This is a genomic window from Methanosarcina spelaei (assembly GCF_002287235.1).
Taxonomy (GTDB): Archaea; Halobacteriota; Methanosarcinia; order Methanosarcinales; family Methanosarcinaceae; genus Methanosarcina; species Methanosarcina spelaei.
In genome coordinates this window covers 1-5,194 of the sequence record NZ_LMVP01000137.1, presented here as the reverse complement: position 1 = coordinate 5,194, position 5,194 = coordinate 1, and the positions used below count along the sequence as shown (strand labels likewise).

The following is a 5,194-nucleotide window of genomic DNA, read 5'->3' as shown; positions in this document are numbered from 1 at the left end:
TATAAATATACGATTTTCAAATATATAATATCAATTAGATACAAATTGACCATCAACAAATTTCTTGGCATGAAAATTCCTGATCGGTCTGAAAGCAAGTTTCTATTAGGGCTCCTTAACTTAAAAGATTCGCTTAAAAATAAGAAAGATATTTCAGGCAGATCCTGAAACCGCCCTCATGAGCTGCCTGAAAGATTCTTCTTTGTAAGGAACTGCCCCTTATTGGCACGGCATCTGACATTGTCTTGAAACCGTTACATTCAGGTTTTCGTTCCTGCAGTTGACCCTCGGTCTGACCGCAGGTTTGAACCCTTACAGAGAAATACGGCAACTATTGTTTCTGCTGTCGTGCAACTACTGTCCCTAAAATATGACAGGGTGCAGACAAGTTGCCTGTACGGGTTCACTTACGACTTCTTCTGTAGTGGCTCCGGAAGGAATCGGAGGTTGCAACGTGTTTATAAATCAGTAGATGTCGCAGTTTTTTGAACTTCCCTAAAGTTCATTTTATTTCTTAACGTTAGATTATTTACCCGTTTTTGAATTTTCCTTCTTATTTTTAAGATCCTTTTCCTTTTCGTTTTTAAGACCTATTTCCTTTTTGTTTTTAGGATCCTTTTCCTTTTTGTTTTTAAGATCCTTTTCCTTTTCGTTTTTGAAATCTTTATTTTTTTACTTTTTGAGATCTTTGTGTTTTCAAATTCCAAAGATCTTAAAATTCCCATTTTATCGCTTCCTTACTTTTGACTTAACTTTTTAGAAAAGAAAGCTGGGACTAAAATCTTATATTGTAAGATTAAAATATAAGTATACTTTTTCTAGTAGTCTATATATTACTTTGAACTAAGGCCTTACTACTTTGAACTGAAGCCTTAAAACTTGATAATACTTTATTTTTCTTTACTAAATACAAAGAAAATCTAAAATTTGAAAATAATATATATAAACTCAAATATTAATTAAAAAAGGGCACACAAGATCAAAATTAGGTTTTTAATTATTAGCTTTCCTTATATTACATATTATATATGTTTAAATTACTGAAAAAATAAATGAATGAGTAAATCTTTTCCAATAGGCCTCAAGATTAATCTACTACCTCAAAATTCAATAAAGAGCTCTGAATAAGCTGGCTGGGATTAAGATGGACTGAGGATCAAAATCAGAGTAGGCACATTTTTTCTCTTTATAAATTTAATTCCACATTTTAAGTAAATAAGCCTCACTGATAGCAGTACATGAGCTTGAACTTAAGTATGTCATAAACCTAAGCACAACAGATGCAAGGTAATATTTGTAAACCGTAATCTTCTAACTTCTTATATATACGGAAAAGCATATATGAACCTGAAAAGCCGGTTCGAATCTTTATTAATAAACTTAATATGTAATGTATCCTCTATATAACTTTATAAAATGCTTTACTTCTAATAAAAGCTGAGGAAAGAATAACTTGCTGGACAGTGAAGTAAAAAATCTCAGACACCCTGCCGAAATACCTCTTTTTATTATCTGTCTACTGATTAGTGTTTTTATTTATGTCACATTAATGACAGCTCCGCTTCTGTATCCTGAAGAACTTGGGCCTGAATATATACTGGTAGTTCCTGCAGCAATTGCTTTTCTCTCATTTGTTTCTGGACAGACCTACGGAGGCATGATGGCAAATGCAATCAAGCTTTCAGAAAAGCAGTTTCCTGAACTCTATGGAGTCATAACACGCCTTTCTTCCGAAATGAACTTCAAAGAAGTTCCGGATGCCTTTTTGATCCAGGAAGGCGGGATGATAAATGCATTTGCTACCCGGCTGTATTTCCGAAAAAATTACGTAGTTTTTTACGCAGATATAGTTGAGGTCGCATATAGGGAAGGGGACTTTGATTCGCTTGAGTTTATTGTTGCTCATGAACTGGCTCACATAAAGGCAGGCCATGTAACCCTACTCTACAATCTTGCTATCTTTCCTATTGCTTTTGTGCCTGTCCTCAAGAACTTTTTGTGGACTGCCTTGAGCCGGGCAAGGGAATATACTTCGGATAGAATTGCAATCCGGCTCGTCCCTTCAGGCAAAAAAGGGCTCATAGTTCTTTCAGCAGGCGAACACCTTTACAAGGTTGTTGATTATGAGGAATACCTTGAAACCGCAATAAGTCCTGAAGGCTTCTGGATCTGGTCTACCAATCTGTTTTCAACGCATCCTGTATTGCTCAGAAGAATAAGAGCCATAAACGAAGATAAACCGGGAAGGATTTTTTAAATTATTATTTTTTTAATTTGACTGGAATTTATCTTGAGAGTTTTTCTTGAAAGCTTTGCTAATTCTCAGATTGAGAGGCATATATGACTAATACTGGAGCTGTAAGGCTTAATCTTAGGGTTATGGGAAAATTCAAAAGCTGTCGGCACCCTGCCAAAATTTCAGAGAAAAAATAGTCACTTAATGAAAAAACGAATTAATAAAAATATAAAAGTACAGAAGTAGAAACATGAAAAAAGTACAGAAGTAGAAACATGAAAAAAGTACAGAAGTAGTAACATGAAAAAACACACAAATAAAAATATGAAACGAGTAAGTAGAACTGATAAGTGTATAAATTTGTAAATTTTTCTAAAAATTATAAATAACTTTATGTTATAATCTAACCAATACCTTCAAAATGACATATCTACTTGAGATCGCAATCGTTCTTGTTTTGATCGTACTCAACGGCATATTTTCCATGTCAGAATTTGCCCTTGTGTCTGCCAAAAAAACCCGCCTGAAGCAGCGGGAGAAAGAAGGAGATAAAAGGGCAGCTGTTGCACTTAAGCTTGCGAATGAACCAACTCCGTTTCTCTCTACGATCCAGATAGGAATTACTCTTGTGGGGATCTTTGCAGGTGCGTTAGGTGGAGCTACTATATCAAAAGAATTTGCAGTTTACCTTGGAAAATTTTCTGTTCTTTCTCCGTACAGTAATGCGATCAGCATCACTCTTGTTGTGCTCTTAATCACCTATTTGACATTGATCTTCGGAGAACTTGTTCCGAAAAGGCTTGCACTCAATAATGCGGAGTCAATTGCCTCCAGCATGGCGAAACCTATGTTCTATCTATCTGTTATCGCAAGACCGCTTGTTGTAATTCTCAGTAGTTCTACCGAAGCTGTACTCAGGTTCATGAAAGTTAGGAAAACTACGGAACCTCCGGTAACAGAAGAGGAAATCAAGATTATGTTTGAGGAAGGAACCAGAGCCGGAGTATTTGAGAAAGCAGAATTAAGCATGATAGAAGGCGTGCTTGAAATAGGTGATCGTCGCGTAGATTCCCTGATGACACATCGCACTGATCTAATCGCGCTTGATCTCGAAGACCCGACCGATGAAAATCTTCTAAGGATGATTGAAAGCGGTCGATCCAACTTTCCGGTATACGAAGGAGACCTAAACAACATTGTCGGGATGATCTCCGTAAAAAAAGTTCTTGAGGAATCTGTGAAAAGAGGTACTGTTGATCTCAAAGCACTGGTTACAAAACCTCTTTTTGTACCTGAAAGTGCCTCAGTCCTGAGGCTTCTCGAATTGTTCAAGGGAACCGGAGTGCATATTGCCCTTATAACTGATGAATATGGAATTATTCAGGGTGTAATAACTCTTTATGATATCCTTGAAGCTATTGTAGGTGAGATCCGCTCCCTTGGCGAGCCAGTGGAGACCGAGATTAGTGTACGGGAAGATGGTTCCTGGTTGATCGACGGGAATACACCCATTGAGAAGATTAAAGATGTTCTATCTGTTGATTCCTTTCCAGGGGAGAGCCTGGGGTATTACCGGACCATAGCAGGGCTAATTATCTTTATCCTGCAACGGATTCCAGAAACCGGGGACCACATTATTTTAGGGAAACTGAGGTACGAGGTTGTGGATATGGACGGCAATCGAATAGATAAAGTATTGGTAACACCGGTTCATCCGGCTCCTCAAGGTTGAATGCTGTCTTTTACTGTCCAGAAGATGAGGTTTAGATAACAAAAAGAAATGCTAAATATTCCATAAGTTTAAAAAGAAATTAAGAGAATTTCGACAAATCACGCTTATGTCGAAAAATAAAAGATTTATCACGATTGGATGTCCGAAACTCTCAGTCCTGTTTTTTATCAGGCCTAAATCGAATTCATTGGTCATCGGTTAAGCACTAAATTCCTTCTCTTGAAGATGTTTTTATATGACAATACCTTAACACATGTATCTCTATGTCTCCTCGTCCCCCACCTACTCTTGAAGACTCTCTTCGGGAAATGTTTCCCGAAGAGTGGTTAAGGCAAACTGCCAAAGAAACTGGTCTTATAAAACGTGAGCGCAAAATTGACCCTGTCATCATCTTTTGGGTTTTAACTCTTAGTTTTGGCGTACGCTTGCAGCGTACACTTTCCAGTTTGAAACGAGAATATGAAACTGAGTCCCATAAAACCATAAGCGATAGCAGCTGGTACTATCGTTTTACTCCAGAACTAGTTGAGTTCCTGCATCAGTGCGTAATTCACGGCATAGAAGAACTTGCAAAAGAACCTGGTAGAAAACTTAGCAAGAAGCTCGAAAACTTCCAGGATATTGTCATTCAGGACAGCACAATTGTTCGTCTTCACTCTTCTTTATCAGATAAATTTCCAGCAGCAAGAGCAAGAACAGTAGCTGCTGGAGTAAAAGTCGGAGTTATGGTAAGTGCGGTTGCTAACGGCCCTAAAACCGTTGCTCTGTACTCCGAAAAATCAGCTGAGATAAAAACATTGAAAATCGGTCCCTGGATCAAAGACCGTATTCTCCTTGTTGATCTTGGTTTCTACAAAACTCAGATGTTTGCAAGGGTTGAAGAAAATGGGGGGTATTTCGTTTCAAGAATTAAAAAGAATATGGATCCTGTTGTTGTTTCAATAGAGGAAGGAATGCCTAAAACAAAGTGCAAAGATTTCATAGGGAAACCTATTAGTGAGTGCATTAAGCAACTTTCTGGAAAAGATATTGATGCAGTTGTAAAAATAGCATTCAAAAGAAGAGAATATAAAGGCAAGCAAAAACAGGATGAGATGAATGTACGTCTTGTTGCAGTATATAATGACGAGGATGAAAAGCACCACATTTATATCACAAATATTCAGAAAGAGATTTTGAATGCAAAAGATATTGCAAACTTATATGGAGCAAGATGGGACATAGAA

The 5,194-nt window shown here is 37.3% G+C and carries 4 protein-coding genes; 3 read left to right on the top strand and 1 reads right to left on the bottom strand.

What is annotated here, in order from left to right; all coding sequences use genetic code 11:
- Positions 1–133 precede the first annotated feature (133 nt).
- On the bottom strand, positions 134–331 hold the full coding sequence (locus tag ASJ81_RS08720; RefSeq protein ID WP_095644133.1) for a hypothetical protein: 198 nt from the start codon (positions 329–331) through the stop codon (positions 134–136).
- Between the two features lie 1,122 nt (positions 332–1,453).
- Here ASJ81_RS08720 and ASJ81_RS08715 point away from each other — a divergent pair.
- The 3 genes from ASJ81_RS08715 to ASJ81_RS08705 all read left to right on the top strand — a co-directional run.
- Complete coding sequence (locus tag ASJ81_RS08715) at positions 1,454–2,257, top strand: M48 family metallopeptidase (protein ID WP_048105992.1); 804 nt, start codon at positions 1,454–1,456, stop codon at positions 2,255–2,257.
- Positions 2,258–2,657: 400 nt separating this feature from the next.
- On the top strand, positions 2,658–3,968 hold the full coding sequence (locus ASJ81_RS08710) for a hemolysin family protein (RefSeq protein WP_095644132.1): 1,311 nt from the start codon (positions 2,658–2,660) through the stop codon (positions 3,966–3,968).
- Between the two features lie 263 nt (positions 3,969–4,231).
- Positions 4,232–5,194, top strand: a 963-nt coding sequence (locus tag ASJ81_RS08705) for an IS4 family transposase (RefSeq protein WP_095643260.1), incomplete at its 3' end; no start/stop codon positions are given.

Bases quoted from the DNA above. Each gene is read 5' to 3' on its own strand.
- ASJ81_RS08710 (WP_095644132.1), top strand. From the start codon at position 2,658: ATGACATATCTACTTGAGATCGCAATCGTTCTTGTTTTGATCGTACTC.